22 protein-coding genes are annotated in these 24,188 nt (G+C 61.4%); 15 read left to right on the top strand and 7 right to left on the bottom strand.

Annotated features, from left to right (window positions below):
• Positions 1 to 89 precede the first annotated feature (89 nt).
• Both HV822_RS01860 and HV822_RS01855 read left to right on the top strand, forming a co-directional pair.
• Entirely contained in the window at positions 90 to 767 is a 678-nt protein-coding gene (locus HV822_RS01860; protein ID WP_238871971.1) for a nitroreductase, read from the top strand.
• 71 nt (positions 768 to 838) lie between these two features.
• Positions 839 to 1,048 carry a hypothetical protein gene (locus tag HV822_RS01855; RefSeq protein WP_238871970.1) on the top strand — a complete coding sequence of 70 codons (210 nt, stop codon included), beginning with the start codon at positions 839 to 841 and terminating at the stop codon, positions 1,046 to 1,048.
• Between the two features lie 6 nt (positions 1,049 to 1,054).
• Here HV822_RS01855 and HV822_RS01850 read toward each other — a convergent pair whose 3' ends face one another.
• Complete coding sequence (locus HV822_RS01850; RefSeq protein WP_238871969.1) at positions 1,055 to 1,627, bottom strand: Smr/MutS family protein; 573 nt, start codon at positions 1,625 to 1,627, stop codon at positions 1,055 to 1,057.
• A 141-nt stretch (positions 1,628 to 1,768) separates the two neighbouring features.
• On the opposite strand from HV822_RS01850, the gene prmB reads away from it, so the two are divergent.
• Complete coding sequence (prmB, locus tag HV822_RS01845) at positions 1,769 to 2,674, top strand: 50S ribosomal protein L3 N(5)-glutamine methyltransferase (protein ID WP_238871968.1); 906 nt, start codon at positions 1,769 to 1,771, stop codon at positions 2,672 to 2,674.
• On the opposite strand, the gene HV822_RS01840 is transcribed toward prmB, so the two are convergent.
• Both HV822_RS01840 and HV822_RS01835 read right to left on the bottom strand, forming a co-directional pair.
• Positions 2,675 to 3,454, bottom strand: coding sequence for a hypothetical protein (locus HV822_RS01840; protein ID WP_238871967.1), 780 nt, complete (start codon positions 3,452 to 3,454; stop codon positions 2,675 to 2,677).
• 94 nt (positions 3,455 to 3,548) lie between these two features.
• A complete protein-coding gene (locus tag HV822_RS01835; protein WP_238871966.1) occupies positions 3,549 to 4,319 on the bottom strand; it encodes a sulfite exporter TauE/SafE family protein in 771 nt (256 codons plus the stop codon).
• Positions 4,320 to 4,434: 115 nt separating this feature from the next.
• Between HV822_RS01835 and aroC the strand changes: the two genes are divergently transcribed.
• From aroC to HV822_RS01815, 4 genes are read left to right on the top strand one after another with little or no spacing between them, the layout of a single operon-like run.
• Entirely contained in the window at positions 4,435 to 5,526 is a 1,092-nt protein-coding gene (aroC, locus tag HV822_RS01830; protein ID WP_238871965.1) for a chorismate synthase, read from the top strand.
• Positions 5,527 to 5,539: 13 nt separating this feature from the next.
• Positions 5,540 to 6,715 carry an MFS transporter gene (locus HV822_RS01825; RefSeq protein ID WP_238871964.1) on the top strand — a complete coding sequence of 392 codons (1,176 nt, stop codon included), beginning with the start codon at positions 5,540 to 5,542 and terminating at the stop codon, positions 6,713 to 6,715.
• Entirely contained in the window at positions 6,712 to 7,179 is a 468-nt protein-coding gene (locus tag HV822_RS01820; protein WP_238871963.1) for a hypothetical protein, read from the top strand. Before HV822_RS01825 ends, HV822_RS01820 begins: the two co-directional genes overlap by 4 nt.
• A gap of 58 nt (positions 7,180 to 7,237) precedes the next feature.
• Complete coding sequence (locus tag HV822_RS01815; protein WP_238871962.1) at positions 7,238 to 7,429, top strand: PLDc N-terminal domain-containing protein; 192 nt, start codon at positions 7,238 to 7,240, stop codon at positions 7,427 to 7,429.
• Between the two features lie 68 nt (positions 7,430 to 7,497).
• On the opposite strand, the gene HV822_RS01810 is transcribed toward HV822_RS01815, so the two are convergent.
• On the bottom strand, positions 7,498 to 8,271 hold the full coding sequence (locus tag HV822_RS01810; protein WP_238871961.1) for a ferredoxin--NADP reductase: 774 nt from the start codon (positions 8,269 to 8,271) through the stop codon (positions 7,498 to 7,500).
• A 102-nt stretch (positions 8,272 to 8,373) separates the two neighbouring features.
• On the opposite strand from HV822_RS01810, the gene HV822_RS01805 reads away from it, so the two are divergent.
• Positions 8,374 to 9,267, top strand: a complete 894-nt coding sequence (locus HV822_RS01805; protein ID WP_238871960.1) for a LysR family transcriptional regulator — start codon at positions 8,374 to 8,376, stop codon at positions 9,265 to 9,267.
• A gap of 128 nt (positions 9,268 to 9,395) precedes the next feature.
• Here the strand turns inward: HV822_RS01805 and HV822_RS01800 are convergent, their stop codons facing one another.
• From HV822_RS01800 to HV822_RS01790, 3 genes are all read right to left on the bottom strand, one after another.
• Positions 9,396 to 9,932 carry a glycine zipper 2TM domain-containing protein gene (locus HV822_RS01800; RefSeq protein ID WP_238871959.1) on the bottom strand — a complete coding sequence of 179 codons (537 nt, stop codon included), beginning with the start codon at positions 9,930 to 9,932 and terminating at the stop codon, positions 9,396 to 9,398.
• Between the two features lie 188 nt (positions 9,933 to 10,120).
• Positions 10,121 to 13,357 (bottom strand): bifunctional diguanylate cyclase/phosphodiesterase, encoded by a 3,237-nt coding sequence (locus HV822_RS01795; RefSeq protein WP_238871958.1) that lies wholly within the window; start codon positions 13,355 to 13,357, stop codon positions 10,121 to 10,123.
• Positions 13,358 to 13,658: 301 nt separating this feature from the next.
• Positions 13,659 to 14,549 (bottom strand): LysR family transcriptional regulator, encoded by an 891-nt coding sequence (locus HV822_RS01790; protein WP_238871957.1) that lies wholly within the window; start codon positions 14,547 to 14,549, stop codon positions 13,659 to 13,661.
• Between the two features lie 146 nt (positions 14,550 to 14,695).
• Here HV822_RS01790 and leuC point away from each other — a divergent pair, with 146 nt between their 5' ends.
• The 7 genes from leuC to truA all read left to right on the top strand — a co-directional run bounded on the left by leuC (position 14,696) and on the right by truA (position 24,181).
• Positions 14,696 to 16,123, top strand: coding sequence for a 3-isopropylmalate dehydratase large subunit (gene leuC / locus HV822_RS01785; protein WP_238871956.1), 1,428 nt, complete (start codon positions 14,696 to 14,698; stop codon positions 16,121 to 16,123).
• A gap of 11 nt (positions 16,124 to 16,134) precedes the next feature.
• Positions 16,135 to 16,779 (top strand): 3-isopropylmalate dehydratase small subunit, encoded by a 645-nt coding sequence (gene leuD / locus HV822_RS01780; RefSeq protein ID WP_238871955.1) that lies wholly within the window; start codon positions 16,135 to 16,137, stop codon positions 16,777 to 16,779.
• Between the two features lie 57 nt (positions 16,780 to 16,836).
• A complete protein-coding gene (gene leuB, locus HV822_RS01775) occupies positions 16,837 to 17,919 on the top strand; it encodes a 3-isopropylmalate dehydrogenase (protein ID WP_238871954.1) in 1,083 nt (360 codons plus the stop codon).
• Between the two features lie 80 nt (positions 17,920 to 17,999).
• Positions 18,000 to 19,112 (top strand): aspartate-semialdehyde dehydrogenase, encoded by a 1,113-nt coding sequence (asd, locus tag HV822_RS01770; protein WP_238871953.1) that lies wholly within the window; start codon positions 18,000 to 18,002, stop codon positions 19,110 to 19,112.
• Between the two features lie 87 nt (positions 19,113 to 19,199).
• Entirely contained in the window at positions 19,200 to 20,219 is a 1,020-nt protein-coding gene (locus HV822_RS01765) for an aspartate-semialdehyde dehydrogenase (RefSeq protein ID WP_238871952.1), read from the top strand.
• Positions 20,220 to 20,393: 174 nt separating this feature from the next.
• A complete protein-coding gene (locus tag HV822_RS01760; protein ID WP_238871951.1) occupies positions 20,394 to 23,321 on the top strand; it encodes a FimV/HubP family polar landmark protein in 2,928 nt (975 codons plus the stop codon).
• On the top strand, positions 23,321 to 24,181 hold the full coding sequence (gene truA / locus HV822_RS01755; RefSeq protein WP_238871950.1) for a tRNA pseudouridine(38-40) synthase TruA: 861 nt from the start codon (positions 23,321 to 23,323) through the stop codon (positions 24,179 to 24,181). Before HV822_RS01760 ends, truA begins: the two co-directional genes overlap by 1 nt.
• Positions 24,182 to 24,188 lie beyond the last annotated feature (7 nt).

The raw sequence follows: 24,188 nt of genomic DNA, 5'->3' as shown, positions 1-24,188 counted from the left end.
CCGATTGCTGACCGTCGCCAAGCCGGGTGGGTGCTGTGCTAACGTCGGCGCTCAGCAATAGTCGGCGCACAGTAATGAGGAGAACGGTGGTGAATTACGACGAGGTGGTGTTGGGACGGCGCAGTATTCGTGCATTCAAACCTGAGCCGGTACCGCGCAGCGTGCTGGAAGAGGTGATTGGTTTGGCGACGCGCGCGCCATCGTCGATGAACTCTCAGCCCTGGCACCTTCATGTGCTGACAGGTGAGCCGCTAGACCGCATTCGCGCCGAGAATACCGAGCGCATGGTGACCGGGGTAAAACCCTCCAAGGAAACCCGTGACTCCGGCAGCTACGAAGGCTTGCATCGCCAACGCCAGGTAGAGATCGCCGTGCAGTTGTTTGAGGCCATGGGTATTGCCCGGGACGACAAGGAGAAGCGACAGGACTGGGTATTGCGTGGCTTTCGTCAATTTGATGCGCCGGTTTCTATCGTGGTGACCTACGACCGCGATCTGCGTGAGGGCGATATCGCTCAGTTTGACTGCGGCGCGCTGGTCAATGGTCTGGTCAACGCGGCTTGGTCACGCGGTTTGGGCTGTGTGGTCAACAGCCAGGGCATCATGCATTCACCGGTGGTGCGCGAGCATGCGGGCATTCCGGATGATCAGGTGATCATTATCTGCGTTGCAATGGGCTATCCCGATGACAGCTTCCCGGCCAATGCGGTGGTATCGCGGCGCCGCGAGGTGACCGATGTGGCCAACTTCGTAGGCTTTACCGACTAGCGCCCTGCTTGCGCCGCCGGGCTGGTTCAGGCAGGGTGGCGTCTTTCGCACAGGCAGGGAGCAGGGGCGCCATGAATATCAATATCGCGCTGTTGGGGCAGGTACTGGCCGGCTGGATTGTGCTGGCAACGGGGCTGTCGGCTTACCTCAGCGTACGCAAGACGCAAACGCCGGTACTGGGCTCGATTCTGGGCTTTGTGCTGGCGTTTATCCCGCCGTTCTCGCTGCTCTATCTGGTGGTGCTGGTACTCAAGCGCGATGTTAAAACGGCGAGTGACTGATAGCGCTCAGTCGTCGCGCCCCTCCAGCATGGTCCGTCGCAACAGCACATACACCGAGCCGGTGCCGCCGTGGCGTGCGACGCACGAGGTAAAGGCCAGAACCTTGTCGTGCTGGCGCAGCCAGGTATTAACGTGACTCTTCATCAGCGGCTTGCGGCCATCTAATCGACGGGCCTTGCCGTGGGTGACTCGCACACAGCGAATCTCCTGCTTCACCGCTTCGGCCAGAAAGTCCCAGAGCAGCTCGCGCGCACGCTCGATGCTCATGCCATGCAGATCAATCGAGCCGTCAAAAGGGATCTGGGCGAGCTTGAGCTTGCGCAGCTGGGCATCCTGCACGCCGTTGGCTGCCCAGGCCAGCTCCTGCTCTGGGTCGACATCAATGACAAACTGATCAGACAGGCCATCCACCACAATGGCGTTGTCTTTGAGGGTGGCGCGTTGGCGACTGGCAGCGATGTTGGCGCGGTCGCGGGGCGCTTTGCCGACCTCGGCGCGGTCGTGCTTCAAGCGCTTGGCGCCCTGCACGGCCTGGCGGAAAAGGTCGAGATCGTCGTCGGAGGAGAAATCCTGTGTCATGCTGCTGGCCATCGTGCAAAACCGCAGTGTACCAGCAGCCGCTTGCGAATGAGCCCCTGCGTTACCGCGGATGTTGCCAGCCTGCTGGTCGCCAGCGCGCGCCGAGGTAGAATGGCCGCCTGTACTGAACAAGGATTATCCATGAGCGAACACTCTGCACTGCACAGCATTCAGGATCTCGTCCGCTGGGGCGTTAGCCGCTTCCATCAGGCTGAGCTGTTTTTTGGGCACGGCACCGACAATGCCTGGGATGAGGCGCGGCTGCTGGTGCTGCACGCGTTGTATCTGCCCTGGGAAACGCCGCAGGAGTACCTGCAGTGTCGAGTAACCGAGCAAGAGCGCGAGGCCGTGGTTGCGCTGCTGGAAGAGCGTATCCGCCTGCGCATGCCGGCGGCCTACCTGACAGGCCATGCGCGCTTTGCCGGGCTGGACTTTGTGGTGGATGACCGTGTGCTGGTGCCGCGCTCGCCTATCGCCGAGCTGATTGAAGGGCGCTTTGAGCCCTGGCTGGAGCGCGAACCCGCGCGCATTCTGGATTTGTGCACCGGTAGCGGCTGCATTGGTATTGCCTGCGCCTACGCCTTTCCGGAGGCCGAGGTGGTGCTGGCTGATCTGTCGGCTGACGCGCTGGCGGTGGCTGAGCAGAATGTCGAACTGCACGCGCTGGCCGAGCGGGTAGAGGCACGTTGGTCTGACGGCTTTGATGGGCTGGCCGGCGAGCGGTTTGATCTGATCGTCAGCAACCCGCCCTATGTCGATGCCGAAGACATGGATACGCTACCGGATGAGTACCGCCACGAGCCGGAGATGGGCCTGGCAGCGGGGGAGGACGGTCTGGACCTGGTACGCCGCATGCTGGCTGAGGCAGCGGACTACCTGAGTGAAGACGGTGTGCTGGTGATTGAAGTGGGTAACAGCATGGTGCATGTGATGGCCGAGTGGCCCGAGGTGGACTTTGAGTGGGTCAAGTTCCGTCATGGCGGCCACGGGGTGTTTGTGCTCAGCGCCGAGCAGTGTCGCCATTTTCAGGCGCTGTTTGCCGGCTGATCAGTGCAGCACCACCCATAGCAGCATGAGCGCCTGAAAGATCGAAAACACGATCAGGCAACCGATGGCGAAACGGTTGCCGAGGTCAGCGCGCTTGTAACTGGCGATGGCAGACTCCAGCTGATTGATTTGGGCGCTCTGCTTCTGGTTCAGACCTTCATGTTCGCGCAGTTGGGCCAGTAGCGTGTTGACCTGCAGCGGTTGGATGCGCTCGGTGTTCCAGCTGCCAATCAGGTCGTTGACTCGGTTGGCCTGGGCCAGGGCGGTACCGGCCGCGGCGTCCAGCGGGGTGATGATAAAGCCCGCGTGGCTGAGGATCGCATCGCGTGCTTTGCGCGCGTCTTCAGTGGCGGCATCGGTGGCGCGCAAGGTGATAGGCGTAACGGCGTAGTCACCGCAGTAGCGCTGACACCAGTGAATCAGCTGTGCCAGCATGAAGGTGCCCAGCCCGCGCTGAGCTGGCTGAATGTGCACGCCCTCGACGGGGCCAAAGCGCACCCGCCGGCGTTTGTGGTCCACCAGCACTTCCATGCGATTGCCAGCCTCGGGCAGTGGCTCACCCTCAAATCGCACCTGTAGACGCAGCAGCTCCAGCACGCCCGCCTGCTCCTGGGTCACTGCGATCTGGGCGAGCTTTTCCGGGTGTACCAGGATGCGCGCCTTGAATACGGGTTTGAGCTGTACCCAGTAGGAATCCGACGGTTTGGTGCGGGCGAACGGGTCCCTCGGGGCGCTTTGCTCCGGGTTGTTGCTGTCGGCCAATACGTCAGTTGAGGTCATGCGTTCACCCTGGGACTACGCGACTACGGGACTTCAGGTGCTTACGCACCTCTCCAGCCTGTATCGGCCGGATGACGGTAATCTGTAATGAATGTCACCAACCGCTACGCAGAGCCTCCCATATCAGGCGAGCGGCCAGCAGGCTGAGTGTCAGGTTGAACAGCCGTCCAAAGTGTCGATCACTCATGCGCTTGAGCAGGTGCAGGCCCAGCCAGGTGCCGAGTGCGCCAGCGGCGATCATGGCAGCCATCAAGGCGAGCCAATCATGGAAGATAAACCCGGCGGCGCTGAAGGCAAAGGCCTTGGGCAGGTGCTGCAAGCTCATGGCGGCGGCAAAGGTGGCCACTGTCTGCAACCGCTGGTGTGCTTGTTGCTGCTTAATGAAGGCGGCTACCAACGGCCCGGTGGCACCGACAAACAGGCTGAGAAAGCTGGTTATCACTGAGGCGAGCAGGGTGCCTATCGGGCCGGTGGCGACCTTGGGGATGGCCGGGCCCCAGCACAGCAGCAAGATAAACAGCGCAATGCTCAGTTGCACCACTGCCAGCGGCAGGCGCACCAACAGCACACTGGCCGCCAGTGCGCCCAGCACCACGCCCGGCGCGAACCAGGCGATTACCCGCAGGTTGATGTGGCGCCAGGTCATCAGTGCGCGGTTGGCGTTGGACCCCAGCTGCACCATGCCGTGGACAGGGATAATCGCCGCAGCCGGCATGATCAGGGCCATGATCGCCAGCAACATGACACCACCGCCGGCGCCCATCGCAGCGGTCACGGCGGAGGTGAGAGCGGCTGCCAGGATCAGGATCATCGCCCAGTGCGGAGCCAGGTTGTCGGGTAGCAATAACGGCAGCAGCTCGCTCATGGTGGCTCCGGCATTGAAGGTGAGGGCGTAGCCTACCCGCCGGGCCGCAGGCTGTCACCGCCAACGGCCAGCGGGTATACTGCCGCACTGCCCACGTTTAGCTCAGGTTCTTGGTATGTCTGGAAACACGCTCGGTACCCTCTTCACTGTCACCACGGCTGGCGAAAGTCATGGCCCGGCGCTGGTCGCCATTGTTGATGGCTGCCCGCCCGGTCTGCCGCTGTCCGGCGAAGACCTGCAGCGTGATCTGGACCGCCGCAAGCCCGGCACCAGCCGCCACACCACCCAGCGTCAGGAGGCCGATGAGGTCGAGATTCTGTCCGGGGTATTTGAGGGGGTGACCACCGGCTGCCCGATTGGCTTGCTAATTCGCAATACCGATCAAAAGTCCAAGGACTACTCGGCGATCAAGGATCTGTTCCGTCCGGCCCACGCCGACTACACCTACCACCACAAGTACGGCCTGCGCGACTACCGTGGCGGCGGCCGTTCTTCGGCGCGGGAAACCGCCATGCGCGTTGCTGCTGGCGCCATTGCCAAGAAATACCTGGCTACCCAGGGCATTCAGGTGCGCGGCTACATGAGCCAGCTGGGGCCGATCGAGATTCCCTTCAAAAGCTGGGACGGCGTGAACGATAACGCCTTCTTCAGCGCAGATCCGGACAAGATCCCCGAGCTGGAAGCCTACATGGACCAGCTGCGCCGTGATCAGGACTCGGTGGGTGCCAAGATCACCGTGGTTGCCGAGGGTGTGCCGCCGGGGCTGGGCGAGCCGATCTTCGACCGTCTGGATGCCGAACTGGCCTACGCGCTGATGAGCATCAACGCCGTCAAGGGTGTCGAGATTGGTGCCGGCTTTGCCTCTGTTGCCCAGCGCGGTACTGAGCACCGTGACGAGCTGACGCCGCAAGGCTTTGTCAGCAATCAGGCCGGTGGTGTACTCGGCGGTATCTCGTCCGGTCAGCCGATTGTCGCCAGCCTGGCGCTCAAGCCTACGTCCAGCATCACCACCCCCGGTCGTTCCATCGACGTGAATGGCGAGCCGGTGGACGTTATTACCAAGGGCCGTCACGACCCCTGCGTGGGTATTCGCGCAACACCGATTGCCGAGGCGATGATGGCGTTGGTGCTGCTGGATCATCTGCTGCGTCACCGCGCACAGAACGCTGACGTCAAGGTCAGCACCCCGGTACTGGGGCAGCTGTAAGCCGGCCACTGGCGTGAGCGTCCGGACTGCGGGGCAGCTGCCATATTGGCGGCTGTCCGGTTTCTATTTCGCCTACTTTGCCCTGTTGGGTGGTGTGGCGCCTTTCCTGTCCCTGTATTTCGAGTCACTGGGTTTTGCGCCGGCGCGCATTGGTGAGCTGGTGGCAATCCCCATGCTGATGCGCTGTATCGCGCCCAACCTGTGGGGCTGGCTGGGCGATGCCACCGGGCAGCGGTTGCTGATCGTGCGGGTGGGCGCGCTGCTCACAGCGGTGTTTTTCGCAGGCATCTTTCTGCGTCAGGACTATTGGTGGCTGGCGGCGATCATGGCGCTGCACAGCTTTTTCTGGCATGCCGTGCTACCGCAGTTTGAAGCCATCACACTGGCTCACCTGGGCGCCCAGTCGGCGCGCTACAGTCAGCTGCGGCTGTGGGGCTCGGTCGGCTTTATTCTCACCGTGGTGCTGCTGGGCCTGCTGCTGCAGCGCCTTGGCATGGGAGCCTATCCGCTGGCAATGTTCGGCATCATGCTGCTGATTGTGCTGTGCAGCGCGCTGGTGCCGCAGCCGCCGAGGCAGGCGGCAACCACTGCCATCCCAGGGGACGGCTTTATGCGCCGTTTGCGTCAGCCGGGTGTGCCCGCGTTCTTTGTGGCGGTAGCACTGATGCAGCTATCGCATGGCCCGTACTACACCTTTCTCAGTATCCACCTGGAGGCGCTCGGCTACAGCCGCGGACTGATCGGCATGCTCTGGGCGCTCGGTGTACTGGCCGAGATTGTGCTGTTTGTGTTCATGCATCGGCTGCTGACCTGGGTCACTCTGCGACAGTTGCTGGTGGTGAGTTTCGGCCTGGCGGCGCTGCGTTGGCTGCTGTTGGGGCAGTTGGCTGACAATCTGGCGGTGCTGCTGTTTGCGCAGGTACTGCATGCGGCAACCTTCGGCGCTTTTCACGTGGCCTCGATCCATCTGGTTCAGCAACGCTTTGGCGAAAGGTATCAGGGACAGGGGCAGGCACTTTATGCCACGCTGGCGGGTATTGGTGGGGCGCTGGGCGCGCTGTGTTCTGGTTACGCCTGGGCAGGCCTGGGCCCCACGCTGACTTTCGCAGCTGCCGCGTTGGCGGCCTTCGCCGGCATGCTGTTGTTGCTGATGCGCTTGCGTGACCAATCAACCAAGGGGGCTGGATGAGCATACTGGCGGTCTATAGCGCGGATGATCTGTTCTGTCCGCGCCGAGTACTGACTCACGAGCAGGATATCCGGGCTGAGTTGTCCGCTAACGGCATCACCTTGCTGGCGGACGGGGCGCCGGCAGCGGTTGGCGTTCAGCAGCGGCACGAGCGCCGTGGTGCGCCGGCCTATGAGCAGCCGGATGAGCGCATCGACGCTGCCGAGGTCTTTGCTTGCGGCGCGTTGGAACGTCGGATAGAGCAGGGGCATGTGCGACTTTGCCTGGCTAGTGAGGGCTGGGTGCTGCTGCTTGCGCTAGGGGCGGGCGACCGCTTGATACTGCCGGCTGGCCTGCAGCAGTGCATCTTGCCGACGCCAGGCCAGACAGGCTGCTGGGTGGATACTGCCGACAACGAAAACGCGTTGATCTATGCCCCCGTTGCGGTGTCGACGCTGGTAAACCTGGCGCCCTTGGAAATTTGACGGCGAGATTGGTTTTTGCTTCCTATACTGGGGCGACACATAAAAAAGAGGGGGCTGCATGAACTTCAATACGGGCGGTGGGCTGGTTGGTTTGCTGATTTTGATTGGCGATATCTGGGCCATCATCAACATTTTGCAAAGTGGTGCCAGTACCGGCGCCAAGCTGCTGTGGATTTTGCTGGTGGTGCTGCTGCCGCTGCTGGGGTTGATTATCTGGTTTGTGGCCGGGCCCAAGAGCAGTACCTCCTAGTTGGCTGCAGTTAGCAAAAAGGCCCGGTGCGTGAGATACGCACCGGGCCTTTTGTATTAACGCGGGGGTTACTTCTCGACGAAGGCGCGCTCGATCACGTAGTGACCCTGGTCGCCGTGGCGGGCTTCCTGGAAGCCGTGGGCGTCGAGGATTTCGCAGCAGTCCTTGAGCATGCTGGGGCTGCCGCAGAGCATGAAGCGGTCCTGCTCCAGATCGAACGTCGGCAGGCCGATATCTTCAAACAGCTTGCCGTTGCTCATCAGATCCGTCAGGCGGCCTTCGTTGCGGAACGGTTCGCGGGTGACGGTGGGGTAGTAGATCAGCTTTTCACGCACCAGATCGCCGAAGAACTCGTTGTTCGGCAGCGTCTCGGTAATCAGCTCTTCATAGGCCAGGTCGCGCACGTTGCGGCAACCGTGGGTGAGGATTACCTTGTCGTACTGCTCGTAGGTCTCCGGGTCCTGGATGATGCTGATAAAGGGCGCAAGGCCCGTGCCGGTGCTCAGCAGATACAGGTTGCGACCGGGAATCAGATGATCCAGCACCAGGGTGCCGGTGGGCTTGCGGCTGATCATGATCTGATCGCCCACCTGAATGTTCTGCAGGCGCGAGGTCAGCGGGCCGTCCTGTACCTTGATGCTGAAGAACTCCAGGGTGTCTTCGTGGTTGGGGCTGGCGATACTGTAGGCACGCATCAGGGGGCGACCTTCCACTTCCAGGCCAATCATGATGAAGTGTCCGTTCTTGAAACGAAAACCTGGATCACGGGTGAGCTTGAAGCTGAACAGGGTGTCTGTCCAGTGGTGCACACTAAGTACCTTTTCGGTGTTGAAACCTGCCATGACGCCTCCAGAAGTGAACATCTCTTGGGAGGCGAGTCTACGCGCGGTACGCTTTTGTGTTAAAGAGAATTATTCTTATATAGCTATTCGGTAAAATCGATTATGAAATACACCTTGCGCCAATTGGAGATTTTTCTGGCCACGGCGCATTACGAAAACCTGACGCGGGCTGCCGCCAGCCTGTCGATGTCGCAGTCCGCGGCCAGTAGCGCGCTCAAGGATCTGGAAAGCCAGTTCGACGTGCAGTTGTTTGATCGGGTTGGCAAGCGACTGCAGCTCAACGCTCTGGGGGAAAGTATCCGCCCCCGGGCCCAGGCGCTGCTGGAACAGGCGCGCAACCTCGAAGGTGCGCTGGCCCGGCATCAGGGCACGGGGCACCTGAGGGTTGGGGCGACCCTGAGCATCGGTAACTACCTGGCTGTAGAAATCATGGCGCGCTACATGGGCGAGCAAGAGGGCGCCCGTGTCGAGCTGGAGGTGGGCAACACCGAGGCCATTGTGCGCAAGGTGGCTAACTTTGAACTCGATCTTGGCCTGATCGAAGGAGAAAGCCGCCATCCTGATCTGGATATGGTGCATTGGCGCGATGACGAGCTGGTGGTGTTCTGCGCGCCAGACCATCCGCTGGCCGGCAAGCCCTGGCTGTCTGATGAGGATTTATTGAGCGCGGCCTGGGTGGTCCGCGAGTCTGGCTCCGGCACACGTCAGCACTTCGACTGGGCCATGCACGGGCTGTTGTCCAGTCTGGATATCAAGCTGGAGCTGCAGCATACCGAGGCGATCAAGCGTGCAGTGGAGGCTGGGTTGGGGCTGGGGTGTCTGTCTGAGATCACGCTGGTGGACGCTTTCAATCGTGGGCGCCTGGTGCCGCTGCCGGTGCCGCAACGTAACTTTCACCGTCGTTTTTACTTTGCCCTGCACCGACAGAAGTTTCGCAGTGCGGGTGTGGAGCGCTGGCTGCAGTTGTGTCGCGAGAGTGCGGAGGCGTTGGAGTAGTCAGGCTTTTCGCGGCCCGGAAGGAGGGGCCGCCTGCGTGGGGCAGGGGTGTTGGGCGGTGTGCTCTTGTCGCAATCAAAAAAGCCGTGGCGTTTTCGCGCCACGGCTTTTCTGTTGCACTCAGTTGATCAGTTGCTGCTCAGCACCAGCTGACCATCGCGCAGTGGGATGCTGCTGCCCGGATCGTGGCTCATGCGCACGCTGCCGGTCTCATCGCCAATGCGGTATTGGACGTTGTAGCCAACCACTTTTTCGTGGCTGTCGTAAACGGTTTCGCAGCGGCGCTCTGTGGTGGTGTAGGTGCTGTTGTTCTGCATGTTTTCCTGCACGCGGTTACCGGCGTAGCCACCTGCGGCGGCACCAGCTACGGTGGCGATCTTCTTGCCGCTACCACCGCCAACCTGGTTGCCCAGGGCGCCACCCACTACCGCCCCGGCGATGGTGCCGAGAATGCGGTTTTGATCCTGCACCGGCTTTTGGCGGGTGACGGCTACGTCGTTGCAGACCTCACGCGGAGTGCGCTGGGTTTCCTTGATTTCGGCGACATCAAGAACTTCAGCCTCGGTAGGGGTTTTATCCGCAAAGGCGGTGTAACCGGCAATGGCACCGCCAGCCGTGGCGACGGCGGCACCGACCAGAATACCCGTCAACATAGACTTGTTCATGATGATTGCTCCTATTGTGTCTATGACCTGATGCCGCAGCACGCTGCTGCGGTCCATGCATCTATGGACACAAAAGTGTGCAGGCGGTTCCGCCACACCTGCCGCGTCGGGCGGCTTTGTGATCCGGTTGGCGATTCAGACGGCGCTGATGAAGGTCAGCGGGTCTGCGCAATTCATCAGGCTTTCCTTCACAGTTGATCGTAGTCCGGTGGGTTGCTCAGTAGCAGGCTGAACTGCTCGGCCTCCATCGGCCGACCAAACAGGTAGCCCTGGAACTGCTCGCAGCCCTGGCTGTATAAAAAATGCAGTTGTGCCTGCTCTTCAACCCCTTCGGCGATCAGCCCCAGGTGCAGGCTTGAGGCGATGGCGATGATGGCCCGGATGATCTCGGCATCGTTGGCGTTGTGGGTACATTCGTTGACAAAGGACTGATCTATCTTCAGCAAATCGACCGGCAGGCGCTTGAGATAAGTGAGCGATGAGTAGCCGGTACCGAAGTCGTCGATGGCAAAGTGCACGCCGTGGCTGCGCAGCACATTCATCTTGTCGATGGTGTCGTTGATGTTCTCGATGACGATGCCTTCGGTAATTTCCAGATTCAGGCAGCTGGTAGGCACCTGGTACTCATTGATGGCGCCCAGCACGTCGTCGACAAAGCTGGCGTGACGGAACTGACGCGGGCTGATGTTGACGCTGAGGCTGAACTGCGAGTCGATCAGGCCCTGGTCCAGCAGTCGCGAGATGAAGGCACAGGCCTGGTGGAGGATTTGGCGACCGGCTTCCAGCATCAGGCTGCTTTGTTCCAGTACATCAATGAAGGCGCCGGGGCCAATCAGGCCGCGCTTGGGATGGTTCCAGCGCAGCAGTGATTCGGCGCCTTGAATACGGCGGTTTCGGTAGTCGAACTGTGGCTGATAGTAGAGGCAGAACTGTCCTTCGCTGATGGCGCGACGCAGCTCGGACTCAATGGCCAGGCGCTCGCTGGCGGCCACCTGCATGGATTGCTCGAAGAACGCGATGCCGTCGCGGCCGCGCTCCTTGACGCGGTATAGCGCGATATCAGCCCGCTTGAGCAGGTCTTCTGCGCTGTCGCCATGGTCGGGAATCAGGGCGATGCCAATGCTGGCACTCAGTTGCAGGGTGTGTCCTTCGACCTGCATGGGGGCCGAGATGGCAACCAGCAGTTCGCGGGCGGCGCGCTCCACCTCCTGCGCCAGAGCGGCACCGCTGCTACTGAAGCCGCTGAGCAGCACAACGAACTCGTCACCCCCCAGGCGCGACACCGTGTCTTCGGCTCGTACCCGGCTGAGCAGACGACGTGTCACCTCCTGCAGCACGGCGTCGCCGCAGGAGTGGCCAAGGGAGTCGTTGATGTGCTTGAAATGGTCCAGGTCAAAGAACAGCAAGGCGCCGCGCAGGGCGTGCCGCTGATACAGCGCGTTGAGTTGGCTCAGGCGGTCACTGAGCAGCAGGCGGTTGGGCAGGTTGGTCAGGGCATCGTGGTAGGCCAGGTGCTTGACGCGGGCTTCTATGCGTTTTTGCTCGGTGATGTCGCGCACGGTCAATAGCATGCAGTCAAGGCCGTCCAGGGTTAGCGGCTGGGCGGACACCGCGACCATCAACTGATGACCGTCGCGAGCGCGCATGCGCATCTCGCGGTGGTGTACGCTGCCATGCTGTGCCATCAGCTGTACCAGCTCCTTGCGCTCGGAGCTATCGGCCCACAGGTTGAGCTCCAGGGAGGTGCGGCCGATGGCTTCGTTTGCCTGATAGCCACTCAGGCGGCAGAAGCCGTCGTTGACCTCCAGGTAACGGCCAGTTTTCAGCTCGCTGATGCTGATTGAGTCGGGGCTGCCTTTAAAGGCACGGGCAAACTTGTCCTCGGAGGCGCGCAGCGCTGATTCTGCCTGGGTGCGAGCGGTGATGTCGCGAAAGCTGAATAGCACACACTGCTGATGATTGATGCGCAGGCGAGTGGTGGCGATCTCGCAGAGCAGCACGCGGCCGCTGTTGGTGGCGAAAGTCTCCGCGCAGTCGCGCAGTTCCCGCTCGCCGCGTGCTGCCATCTGCAGGTTCTGGTGCGCTGGGTGGTGGCTCCACAGGCCAATGTCTTCGGGGGTGCGGCCGATCAGGCTGGCAGCGGGGTAGCCAAAGGTCCGGGCGAAACTCTGGTTGACCTCGATGATTCGCTGGCCCTGGCTTTGGACCAGGCAGTAGGGGTCGGGGGCGTTCTGAAACAGCATGGCGAATTTGGCTTCGCTTTCTACCAGGGCGGTCTGGTTGCGGCGCTGATCGCTGATGTCCATCAGTGTGCCGACCATGCGGGCCGGCCGGCCGTGCTCATCGAGGTGTAGTGTGGCAGTGGCTTGCAACCAGCGCAGTTGTTGGCCGGCAAGCACCCGGTAGGTGAGCTGGTAGCGCGGTTGTCCGCCGCGGCAGATGGCAACGTAGGCGCGGCGAATGGCGCGCCGATCTTCGGGCAAAACGCTGCGTAGAAAGTGGCCGGATGAGCCGTCCCAGTCGTTTGCGGCGTAGCCGTGCAGCTCTGCACTGCGGGCAGAGCAGTGCAGTGAGTCGCTGCGAATCTGCCAGTCCCAGATGCCCATCTGTCCTGCATCCAGCGCCATCTTCAGGCGCGTGCGGCTTTCTTCCAGCGCACGGTCGCGTGTTAGCTGATGGGTGATGTCGCGGGCGGTAATCAGCAGGCAGCGGCGCCCGTCGAGTTGTACGATGCGTGCATACAACAGCACCTCGAAGGCCCGGCCGCCGGGCAGCTGCACGCGGATCTGCTCGTGCTCCAGGGCGCCTTCGGCAAGCACGCGGTGAAATAGCGAATCGCTGGTGTCGGCTGGCAGGAAGCCTAGTTCGTCCAGCGTGCGCAGACGGTGCTGGCTGGCCGGTAGTCCGGTCAGGCGCTCGAAGCGAGGGTTGGCTTCCAGCAGACGGCGACTGTTCAGGTCAACGATCAACTGGGCTTCGCCGCTGTGCATGAAGGCCTGGTGGTAGCGCTGCGCGGCTTTATGGTCGGCGTCGGTTTCGGTACGCGGCTGCAGGCACATCAGCAGGCGGGCGCGGCCGCTGCCACTCAGGCTGATGGTGCTGAGGTGATAGCACAACAGGGTGCCGTCCCGGCGCAGCAGGTCAATAGGGTGCTGGTGCAGCGGGCCTTGTCGGCTGTGGCTGCGGATCAGGGCTCGCCAGCGGCGTGGGTGCCCCCAAAAAGGAAAACGCCCCGCGTGCTGTCCCAGCAGCGCGTCGCGGTCGTATTGCAGGGCCTGGGCAAAGGCCGGGTTGAGGTCGAGGATGTGTTCGTTTTGCGTGTCTACCAGCAGCGCAGGGCCGGGCATGCCGTGAAATAGCAGCTGGAAGGAAGAGTCTCCGTCACGGTTGGCGTCCGGAGATGCGACGTCGGTTGTGCCTGGCATGAGGTCCTTGTCCATTATGAGTGCCTGAGTGGCACCCCTCGTTGCCAGGCAAAGCCCCGTTAGGTGGCGACCTCGTTGCCCGGCTGTTTCCTTGTGCGCAGTGCATCGAATCATTGCACGCATGCACCTGGCATCGTCCTGTATGCGGGCAGGCGCTGCCTGTCCTGGCTGCGCGGTGCCGGCCCCCCTGGCGCACGCACTGGGGCGCCCGCTGACGGGCAGCGCTACCTGTTAACCTTAGTCGCTGGTGGGCGGCTCAACAAGGTGAGGTGGCGGTGCCGTTGGTCGACCAGCCGAGTGGTTAACTGCTGTTCTGATCACTGGTGCGGGCTGCGCGTAGTAGCTCGATCAATGCCCGCGCCGCGTTGGACTGAGTCCGTCCGCTGTGCCAGATGCAGCCCAGGCGACGCTCCAAGCGGATGTCTGGCAGGTCGAGCACGCTGACCTGGGCATCAAGCATGCTGCGCGGCAGCACACTCCAGGCCAGGCCGATGGCGACCATCATCTTGATGGTTTCCATATAGTTGGTACTCATGCTGATTTGTGGTTGGACGTGATACTGCTCGAACAGGTCGCTCACCACCTTGTGGGTAAAGGTGTTGGTGCCCGGAAATACCGCTGGGTAACCCGCCAGCTGGGACAGTTGCAGGTTGCGCTGCTGGGCAAGCGGGTGTTCCGGCGCGATGACAAAATCCAGTGGATCATCCCAGATCAGTTCGCTCATCACCGGTGGTGCAACCTCCGGTGCCAGAGTGATCACAGCCAGTTCAATCTCGCCATGCAGTACCTTGTCGTAGGCGACCTCCGAATCCAGAAACTGGATGTCAAAGGACACCTGCGGGTGGCGGCGGGTGAACTCGCGCAGCACCGGTGGCAGGCGATGCAGGCCGATGTGGTGGCTGGTGGCGATACTCAGACGGCCGGACACCTCGCTCGATAGATTGCTCAAGGCGCGGCGCGTATCATGCATCAGGCTGAGCACCTGCTGGGCCCTTGGTTGCAGGGCAAGGCCGGCCTCGGTCAGCGAGACGTGACGGCCGATGCGATCGAACAGGCGCGCATCCAGCTGCTGTTCCAGCATGGCAATACGCTTGCTGACCGCTGGCTGGGTCAGATGCAGCTGTTCGGCCGCCCGCGAGAACGAGCCGGTATCGGCAACCGCTAAGAAGGCTTGCAGATTTGCTGTGTCCATCTCGAATTCCAGTTGGTTATCTGTTTTATGAATAATATTCCTTTGTTTTATCTTCGGGCAAAATTTATTCTGTGCCCCTAGAAGAGCCGCCGCAGGGCCTGTATTCGCAGGGGACGGTGGCCAGAGTCTGATGCCAGGAGTTACCCATGTCTGCAAAAACGCTGTACGACAAATTGTGGGACAACCATCTCGTAAAAGAGCGGGATGACGGTTCTGCGTTGATCTATATCGATCGTCACATCCTCCATGAAGTGACCTCGCCGCAGGCATTTGAAGGGCTGCGTCTGGCTGGCCGCAAGCCGTGGCGTATCGATGCCAATATCGCCACACCGGACCACAACGTACCGACCACCAAAGCCGAGCGTCAGGGCGGGTTGGAGGCGATTGCCGATGAGGTGTCGCGGATTCAGGTTAAAACCCTGGACGAGAACTGCGACGCCTTTGGCATCCTCGAATTCAAGATGAACGATGTGCGCCAGGGCATCGTGCACGTGGTCGGCCCGGAGCAGGGCGCAACCCTGCCGGGCATGACGGTGGTTTGCGGTGATTCACACACCTCCACCCACGGCGCCTTTGGTGCGCTGGCCCACGGCATCGGTACCTCCGAGGTTGAACATGTGCTGGCGACCCAGTGCCTGGTCGCCAAGAAGATGAAAAACATGCAGGTGCGCGTTGAGGGGCAACTGCCGTTCGGCGTAACAGCCAAGGACATCGTGCTGGCTGTGATCGGCAAGATTGGCACCGCTGGTGGTAACGGTCACGCCATGGAGTTTGCTGGCAGCGCGATTCGTGAGCTGTCGGTCGAGGGCCGCATGACCCTGTGCAACATGGCCATTGAGGCGGGTGCGCGGGTCGGCATGGTCGCGGTTGACGAGAAGACCATCGATTACGTCAAAGGTCGCCCGTTTGCACCGCAGGGTGCGGACTGGGATCGCGCTGTTGAAGCCTGGAAGGATCTGGTGTCTGACGCCGATGCGCACTTCGACACCGTGATCGAGTTGCGCGCTGAAGACATCAAGCCGCAGGTTAGCTGGGGCACGTCTCCGGAGATGGTGCTGGCTGTCGATCAGAACGTACCGGACCCAGAGGTTGAAGCTGATGCCGTCAAGCGCGGCTCCATCGTGCGCGCCCTGAAATATATGGGGTTGACGGCCAATCAGCCGATCACCGATATCAAACTGGACCGCGTGTTTATCGGCTCCTGCACCAACTCGCGTATTGAAGACCTGCGCGCAGCGGCTGCCGTTGCCAAGGGCCGCAAGGTGGCTGCGACCGTGAAACAGGCGCTGGTGGTGCCGGGTTCCGGTTTGGTCAAGGCGCAGGCCGAGCAGGAAGGCCTGGATCAGATCTTTATCGACGCTGGTTTTGAATGGCGCGAGCCGGGCTGTTCCATGTGTCTGGCGATGAATCCGGACCGCCTGGAAAGTGGCGAGCATTGCGCCTCTACCTCCAACCGCAACTTCGAAGGGCGTCAGGGCAATGGTGGTCGTACCCATCTGGTCAGCCCGGCCATGGCCGCCGCTGCTGCGGTCGCCGGCCACTTTGTTGATGTCCGTGAATTGATGCAGGCCTGAGGAGCATCCCGATGAAAGCCTTTACCCAACACACTGGCCTGGTTTGCCCGCTTGATCGTGCCAACGTCGACACTGACCAGATCATCCCCAAGCAGTTTCTCAAGTCGATCAAGCGCACCGGCTTTGGTCCGAACCTGTTTGATGAGTGGCGTTATCTGGATGTCGGTCAGCCGAATCAGGATTGTTCGACGCGCCCGATCAACGAAGACTTTGTACTGAACTTTCCGCGCTACAAGGGTGCGAGCGTGCTGCTGGCGCGGGAAAACTTCGGCTGCGGCTCGTCCCGTGAACACGCCCCCTGGGCGCTGGACGAATACGGTTTCCGCGCGGTGATTGCCCCGAGCTTTGCCGACATCTTCTTCAACAACAGCTTCAAGAACGGCTTGCTGCCGATCATCCTGCCGGATGAGGTGCTGGACGAGTTGTTTGCCCAGTGCGAGGCGACCGAGGGCTATCAGTTGACGGTCGATCTGGCTGCGCAAACGGTAACGCGCCCGGACGGCAAACAATACGCGTTTGAGGTGGATGCCTTCCGTAAGCATTGTCTGCTCAATGGCCTGGACGATATTGGTCTGACGCTGCAGGACAGCGATGCCATCAGCGCCTTCGAAGACGGTCATCGCCAGCGGCAGCCCTGGCTGTTCCGCGAGGCCTGAGGCGTTTTTTATTCGGCGCAGGGCAATGTCCTGCGCATGCACATCACGAGGAATGTAATGAGCAAACAGATTCTGATTCTGCCGGGTGACGGCATTGGTCCTGAGATCATGGCCGAGGCCGTCAAGGTGCTGAATCTGGCCAATGACAAGTTTGGTCTGGGCTATGAGTTGAGCTTCGATGATTTGGGTGGCGCCGCCTACGACCGTTACGGCTCGCCGCTGGCAGACGAAACCCTGGAGCGTGCTCGCGCAGCCGATGCGGTGCTGCTGGGCGCCGTTGGTGGCCCCAAGTGGGACACTATCGATCCGGCCCTGCGCCCTGAGCGCGGCCTGCTGAAAATTCGCTCTGAGCTGGGCCTGTTCGGCAACCTGCGCCCGGCGATCTTGTACCCGCAACTGGCTGAAGCCTCCACGCTCAAGCCGGAAGTGGTTTCTGGCCTGGATATCCTGATCGTGCGTGAGCTGACTGGCGGTATCTACTTCGGCAAGCCGCGCGAGCGCACTACGCTGGAAAACGGCGAGCGCATGGCGTACGACACGCTGCCCTACAGCGAGAGCGAAGTGCGCCGCATTGCCAAGGTCGGTTTCGACATGGCGATGGTGCGTAACAAAAAGCTCTGTTCGGTCGACAAGGCCAACGTGCTGGCCTCCAGCCAGCTGTGGCGTGAAGTGGTCGAAGAGGTGGCCAAGGACTACCCGGAAGTCGAGCTGTCGCACATGTATGTCGACAACGCGGCGATGCAGCTGGTGCGTGCGCCCAAGCAGTTTGACGTGATTGTCACCGACAACATGTTTGGCGACATCCTGTCCGATCAGGCCTCCATGCTGACCGGTTCGATCGGCATGCTGCCGTCTGCCTCGCTGGATGTGAACAACAAGGGCATGTACGAGCCCTGTCACGGCAGCGCGCCGGACATTGCGGGCAAGGGCATCGCCAACCCGCTGGCGACTATCCTGTCGGTCTCCATGATGCTGCGCTACAGCTTTGCTCAGGTGGCGGCTGCCGATGCGATTGAGCAGGCGGTCAGCCAGGTGCTTGATCAGGGCCTGCGTACCGGTGATATCCAGTCCGAAGGTTGCCGTCAGGTTGGCACTGCGGAAATGGGTGACGCCGTGGTCGCGGCTCTGAAAAACCTGTAATCTGTCTGATTATCCATTTGCGCCCGGCTTCGGCCGGGCGTATGTGTCTTTGAATCTGTTACCCCACGGGGGGTGTTGTTATGAAGCAAGTTGGTTTGGTTGGTTGGCGTGGCATGGTCGGCTCTGTGCTGATGCAACGCATGCGCGATGAGAATGACTTTGCCGATATCGATCCGGTGTTTTTCACCACCTCTAACGTAGGTGGCAAGGGTCCGGATATTGGTAAGGATATTCCTGCGCTCAAGGACGCTTTTGACCTTGAAGCTCTCAAGCCGATGGACGTCATCATTACCTGCCAGGGTGGCGATTACACCAAAGAGGTGTATCCCAAGCTGCGTGCCGAGGGCTGGAAGGGCTACTGGATCGATGCCGCGTCGGCGTTGCGCATGGAAGATGAAGCCGTCATCGTCCTGGACCCGGTCAACCGTCGCAATATCGATCAGGCGCTGCGTGATGGCGTGAAAACCTTCGTTGGCGGCAACTGCACTGTCAGCCTGATGCTGATGGGCCTGGGTGGCCTGTTCGAGCAGGGGCTGGTCGAGTGGATGAGCGCCATGACCTACCAGGCAGCCAGCGGTGCCGGTGCCCAGAACATGCGCGAGCTGATTGGCCAGATGGGCGCCATCAACGCCTCGGTTGCTGATCAACTGGCCGACCCGGCCAGCGCAATTCTGGACATCGACCGTACCGTGGCCGCCACCTTGCGTGACGACAGCTTTCCGGCGGAGCACTTCGGTGTGCCGCTGGCCGGCAGCCTGATCCCCTGGATCGACAAGCAGCTGCCCAGCGGCCAGAGCCGTGAAGAGTGGAAGGCACAGGCCGAGACCAACAAGATCATTGGTCGTAGCGGCCGGCCGATCCCGGTAGATGGCATCTGTGTGCGCATTGGCGCCATGCGTTGCCACAGCCAGGCACTGACCATCAAGCTGAACAAGGATGTGCCGCTGGCGGATATCGAATCGCTGCTGGCCGAGCACAACCCGTGGTCCAAGGTGATCCCCAACACCAAGGAAGACACCCTGGCCGGCCTGACGCCGACTGCCGTGACTGGCACGCTGAGCGTGCCGGTTGGCCGCCTGCGCAAGCTCAACATGGGCTCGCAGTATCTGTCCGCCTTCACCGTGGGTGACCAGTTGCTGTGGGGCGCGGCCGAGCCGCTGCGCCGGATGCTGAGGATTCTGCAGGAAGGCTGAGGCCTCTGGGCTGATGTTAAACAGGGCATCCCGCCGGTGGCGGGGTGCCCTTTGTATTTGCGCAACATGAATATGCAGGGCAGGGCAATGAGCAACGTAGCGGATATAGCAATTGTAGGGGTAAGCAGCCTGGTCGGTGACATGCTGGTCAACGTGCTGGAAGAGCACAGCTACCCCTTTGGTCAGGTGCGTCTGGTGGACGTGGATGACGAGGCCGGCGAGCGCCGCATGATCAATGGCCAGAGTGTGCGGGTAGAGGCGCTGAGCAGCTTCGACTTTGCCAGCGTCAAGCTGGCCATTGTGGCCGGCGATCGTGATTTTGGTCTGCAGTGTATCGGCGCTATTCGTGAGGCTGGCGCACTGGTGGTCGATACCACCGGGCTGTTGACTGGCCAGGGCGCCACGGTTGTTGCCGAGGTCAATTCGCAGGTGTTGGCTGATGCGGTGCAGCGACGGGTCGTTGCCTGTCCGGACAGCCAGGTGCTGCAGAGCGCGCTGGTGCTCAAGGCGCTGGATGGCATGTCGCCGGTGCAGCGCGTCAGCGTGGCGACCTATCAATCCATGTCGACCCACAGCAAGCCTGCGGTTGAGGGGCTGGCAATGGAAACAGGCCGTTTGCTCAATGGTCAGCCGATCGAAAAGGGTGGTGCGCTGGCCAAGCAGTCTGCATTCAACCTGCAGCCCTGCGTCAGTGACCTGGACGAGACGGGCGCCAGTCGCGAAGAGCGCGATCTGGTGGCGGGTATTACCGAGGTGCTGGGCCTGCCGTCGCTGCCGGTGCTGGCCAACTGTGTCATGGTGCCGCTGTTTTACGGCACTGCGCAGATGATGCAGGTGACTACCGCCGAGCCGCTGGACAGCCAGCGGGTCATTAACGTGCTGCGCCGAGCCAAGGGCATCAAGGTGTTGGACAAGGCTGAGGCGGGTGGCTATCCGACGCCGGTGACCGACGCCACAGGGTCCGATCAGGTGTGGGTGGGGCGTGTGCGCCAGGACGCCAACCAGGCGAACACTACGCATTTGTGGATTGTGTCTGATAATTTGCGTAAAGGTGTCGCACTTAACAGTCTGATGGTTGCCGACTTGTTGATAAAAGGCTATTTGTAATCGATACTTGCTAGTGTTTTTGTATCAAGCAGGTTAGGTTTGCAGGAACTGAAACCGTTTGGCCGTCGTGACTGCACCAAGCACAGACCGGGTGGGGAAATAGAACAAGTGGCCGGTTTGTCGCAACAGGTACGTCGAAGCGTGAAAAAACGATAAAAGCAAAGGATTTTCGCTATGGTTCGCAAATTGGTTATCGCTGTCGCCGCAGCAAGTGCCGTGATGTCGTCCGGAATGGTTCACGCGTTGGGGGTAGGCGATATCCATCTGCAATCGTCACTGAACCAGCCGCTGCAAGCGGAAATCGATCTGGTTCAAGTCCGCGACCTCTCCAGCGACGAAATTCGCACTGTTCTGGCTTCGCCCGATGAGTTCGGGCGGGCCGGCATTGAGCGCCCCTTTTTTCTGACTGACCTCAAGTTTCAGCCCATCGTCAAACCCAATGGCCGTTCGGTCATCCGCGTGACCTCCAATCGTCCGGTCAGCGAACCTTTCCTCAATTTCCTGATGGAAGTGCGCTGGCCCTCTGGCAAGGTGCTGCGTGAGTTTACCGTCCTGCTTGATCCGCCGTTGTACCAGCCTACCCCCGTTATAAGCAGCAGTTCGGTGCGTGCGCCGTCCAGCAGCGGTGCAATGCCTGCGCCGCGAGTAGCTCCTGCGCGGCCCAGTGCGGCGGGCTTGGCGTCTGCCGCTGCGGTGTCAGCACCGGCTACGCAAAGTACTGCCAGCCGCACACCGGCCCCAGCCAGTGACGGTCAGGTGCGCACAGGCCGTTCTGACACGTTGTGGGATCTGGCGCTGCGCAATCGCCCTCAGGGCGCCAGTGTCCATCAGACCATGCTGGCCATTCAGGATCTCAACCCCGGGGCTTTCAGCAACGGCAACATTAACCAGCTCAAGGCTGGGCAGACCCTGACCATGCCGTCAGCCGAGCAGGCCAGCCGTCGCAGCAACAGCGAAGCGGTGGCCGAGGTTGCCGCGCAAAACCGCGCCTGGCGTGAGGGGCGTGCTCCGGCCGCGGCTGAGGCCAGCGCACCCCAGCTGGACGCTCGTCCGCGTGAGAGCGCAGGCGCTGCGCCCGAGGCGGTCAATACAGAAGACTCCCTGCGCCTGGTGTCAGGTGCTGATGACAATGCGGCCGATGGCGGCGGTGATGCTGCCGCTGGTAATGCTGCCGAAGACGCCCAGCTGCGTGACGCGCTTGATCGCGCCAAGGAGCAACTGGATTCAGCCGAGCGTGAAAAGGCCGAGTTGAATGATCGTCTTGGCGACGTGCAGGGCCAGGTTGAAACCCTGCAGCGCCTGCTGGAGTTGAAGGACGCCCAACTGGCAGCCCTGCAGGAGCAGGTCGCTGACGGTGGTGACAACACCGAGCTGACGCCCGAGCCGCAGGCTGATCTGCAAGACATCGTTGACAGCGAGGAGCAAGCGGCAGCGCTCGACGCGATTGCTGCCGAGCTTGATAGCGATGCCGCCGCAGATGCCGCGCAAGACCTTGCTGAAGCCGACGCGGCTGAAACTGCTGCCGAGCTTGAACAGGGCGATGCGCTGGGCGAAGAGCAGGTGGCTACAGAGGCCGAGGCTGACATCAGCGAGACGCCCGTGGTAGCGCCTGTCACCGAAGCGCCCGCTGAGCCAGAGCAGGCTGAGCCGCAGCAGCCCGCCACGCCGGCAGAACCCGTCGCAGCTCCCAAGGATCCTGCCTCCGTGCTGCAAGGTTTGATGCAGAACCAGATGGTGTTGATCGGCGGCGGTGTCGTCGCGATTTTGCTACTGCTGCTGGTGTTGATGTCGCTGTCGCGTCGCAACGCACGACGTGAAGCTGAAATGGCCGATAACTTCATTGCTAACGCCGCCGACGACAAGTCGGATCTGGATGCGCAGGAGGCGGATGACTTCAACGTAGCGCTGGCTGGTATTGAAGATGGTGACCAGGATGACCTGAGCTTGGCTGCTGATCCCTTGGTTGAAGCGGACGCACTGCTGGCCTATGGCAAGCCACAGGAAGCCCGCGACGTACTGGTGGACGCCATTGCGGCCGACTCCGAGCGTAGCGACCTGCGCCTGAAACTGATGGAAGTCGAAGGCCTGCTGGAAAACGCTGAGAGCTACCGTGAGCAGCGTGCAGTGCTGGAGGCCCAGGGTAACCAGGCTGATCGCATTGCCGAGCTGGACGCGCGCTTCCCGCTGATGGCTGCGGCCGCGGCGGGCGTCGCGGCTGTCGTGTTGGAGGATGACGACGAGCTGCTGCTGTCGCCTGAGCCGTCGGCTGAGCCGGCACCTGTCGAAGAAGACATGGATTTTGACTTCAGCGAGTTTGATCTGGGTGATGACGCCAGCGGGTCCGAGGCGGCGGTCCCCCTGGAAGATGTCTTGGCTGAGGCGCCGGTAGAACAGCCGGCAGAAGAAAGCACAAGCAGCGACGACGGCTTTGATCTGGACTTTGATCTGGACGAGCCGGCCGCGGAAACCACCGTGACTGAGCCGGTAGAACCCGAGCCGCTGACCTCTGGGAGTGCCGACGAGTTTGATCTGTCGGACTTTGAGCTGGACACCGACAGCCTTGACTTGCCGGAGTCGCCGGAAGCACCGCAAGGCGCGGCGCTGGATAGCGATTTTGATCTGTCGATGACCGAAGAGCTTGAGGCCGATAACCTGATTGCCGAGTTTGAGGCGATGGACGAGCCTGCCAAGGTCGACAGCGAGCCGGCGGCTGAGCAGTCGCTGGCGCTGTCAGACACCGAGCTGGCTTCGTTGGACGCTGAACTGTCGCCCACTGACGCCCTGGATGATCTGGAGTTTCCTGCGGCTGATGAGTCGAGCGAGGAGTTGGATGCGTTCGAGCTGCCCGAGCTCAGCGACGCTGATCTCACCCCGATTGACAGTGCTACGGAGGAAGCAGTGGGCGATTCTCTGGATGAAGACGATGAGTTTGATTTCCTGTCGGGCACCGACGAATGTGCCACCAAACTCGACTTGGCCCGTGCCTATATCGATATGGGTGACCAGGAAGGTGCTCGTGACATTCTCAACGAGGTTGTTGAGGAAGGCACTGAGCAGCAGCAGCAGGAAGCGCGCAGCATGATGGAGCGCCTGACTGACTGATGGTAGACAACGCAGTAAGCCAAGCGGCCGCCCCCGGGGCGGCCGCTGTTGTTTCAAGGGTCGCCGCTTGCGTGGAATACCGCGGCAGCGCCTATCGCGGCTGGCAGCGCCAGCAGAAAGGGGTGCCCAGTGTGCAAGAGGCGGTTGAAAAAGCCCTCAGCCGGGTTGCCAACCACCCAGTACAGATATTCTGTGCCGGTCGCACGGATGCCGGTGTGCACGCGTCCTGCCAGGTGATCCATTTCGACAGTGATGCGGTGCGCTCGCCGCGTAACTGGATCCACGGTGCCAACGCCAATCTGCCGCCGGACATTTCGCTCAGTTGGGTAATGCCTATCGGTCAGGACTTTCACGCACGCTTTTCTGCCGAGGCGCGGCGCTATCGCTATGTGATCTACAACGACCCGATACGGCCGGCCCACCTCGCTCACGAGGTGACCTGGAACTATCGCCCGCTTGATCTCGAGCGCATGCGCGCGGCGGCCAAGGTGCTGGTGGGCACGCATGATTTCACCTCCTACCGGGCGGTCGGCTGTCAGGCCAAATCACCGATCAAGACCATTCATCACCTTGAGCTGATCGAGTTTGGCCGTTTTATCGTGCTGGATATCCGCGCCAACGCCTTTTTGCACCACATGGTGCGCAATATCGCGGGTGTGCTGATGCAGATTGGCTGTGGTGAGCAGCCGGTAGATTGGGCGGCTCAGGTGCTGGCTGCCCGTGACCGAGCCCAGGGCGGTCTGACCGCGCCGGCCTACGGCCTGTACCTGGTCGATGTGACCTACCCGGCGCATTTTGAGCTGCCGCAGCGCTATCTGGGGCCGCACTTTCTGTCCGCGTTGCCGGATGTGCTGGACTGACGCCTGT

This window comes from Halopseudomonas maritima, from assembly GCF_021545785.1.
In the GTDB taxonomy this organism is placed as follows: Bacteria; Pseudomonadota; Gammaproteobacteria; order Pseudomonadales; family Pseudomonadaceae; genus Halopseudomonas; species Halopseudomonas maritima.
The sequence above is the reverse complement of the archived record's forward strand: the minus strand, read 5'-3'. Positions and strand labels throughout refer to the sequence as shown.